Below are 1,225 nucleotides of genomic sequence, written 5' to 3'. Positions count from 1 at the left end.
GGTAGCCCAATGGTTTTGTGAATCTGTAAAAGATGGTTTTGCATCGAAGTCAATTTCTATTCCTAAAACTTTTGTCATAATTTTTGTGGCCGAAGCTCTGTCTAATGAATCATGAGAACCAAAAGTTCCATCTGGATAACCATTCAATACCTGTCTATTAACTAAATAATTAACGGATTTGTCCGCCCATGTTGGAACATCTGGAAACTTATGAGTATCTGCAAATGTATTAGATGAGTAGGATAGTAGACTTCCTGCAATAATTCCTGTAGCAATTAACTTGGATTTCATAAAATATTCTCCTTCTAAATCTTAATTCCTATCCATTTTCATGCATTTAATTTATATTATTCCTTTATTAAGAAGTAATAATAAAAAATTGCAATAAATGTTGGTGAGCTTATTGAATAATTAACTATATTGTTAATGGATAATATATATAAGGAATTGCATAAATAAAGTTTTTTTATCCAAAAGAACATCTAGAGGAAAGGTTTTCTATCAATATGTATCTTTAAAAAAATTTTAAGCTTAACATACATTTGGTTCAACCATTTTAGTTACCTGTATATAAGTGCCAATGAACAAATATAAGTTTATATTCAAATTTTTTATTTAAATTCAAGTTTGTATACTTGTTAAACTAGTATACAAACTTGAAAATCAATCTCAATTAATTTCGATTAATTATAATTAAGTATATATTAATACGTCAACACATTATTAATTTTTAGTAAATAAAATTAATTTATATTTATTTATTGTGTAAATATTAAACATTTTTGTTAAAATTATTCATTGACACTTATACATATAAGTAACTATAATAGTTACACCAAATTGAATAGATGTCAACATCATCACAAACATATAAATATAAAAATAAAAAATCTCAATTTGGTAATACAATAGATTGGTAGAGGTGTATATTTTTATGAAGCGCAAATTAATCACAACAGGTCTTCTTGCAGGGGCTATATTATCCTATTCTTCTAGTATTTTTGCAGATACTCACAAATTTCCTGATGTTCCAAAGTGGGCAGAGCAATCTGTTAATTACTTAGTGGATAAACAAGTCTTAATTGGTTATCCAGATGGCACTTTTGGCTCAAACGTTACGTTAGATCGAGCTTCCGCTGCAACAATTTTAACAAAAGCTTTAGGAATAGAAATTGATCCAAAAGCCAAACCTTCTTTTACAGACTCTCAAGACCACTGGGGCGCT

General features: G+C 28.0%; 2 protein-coding genes. One reads left to right on the top strand and one right to left on the bottom strand.

Annotation, left to right across the window (positions count from 1 at the left end; all coding sequences use genetic code 11):
• On the bottom strand, positions 1-291 hold a 291-nt coding region (locus tag H6481_RS28130; RefSeq protein ID WP_182813807.1), incomplete at its 3' end, for an S-layer homology domain-containing protein.
• 643 nt (positions 292-934) lie between these two features.
• Here H6481_RS28130 and H6481_RS28125 point away from each other — a divergent pair.
• A partial coding sequence (locus tag H6481_RS28125; RefSeq protein ID WP_182813804.1) for an S-layer homology domain-containing protein occupies positions 935-1,225 on the top strand: 291 nt, incomplete at its 3' end.

It is taken from the genome of Bacillus sp. ME78, assembly GCF_903970865.1.
GTDB lineage: Bacteria > Bacillota > Bacilli > Bacillales > Bacillaceae_G > Bacillus_A > Bacillus_A cereus.
This window is presented reverse-complemented; position numbering and strand designations above follow the sequence as displayed.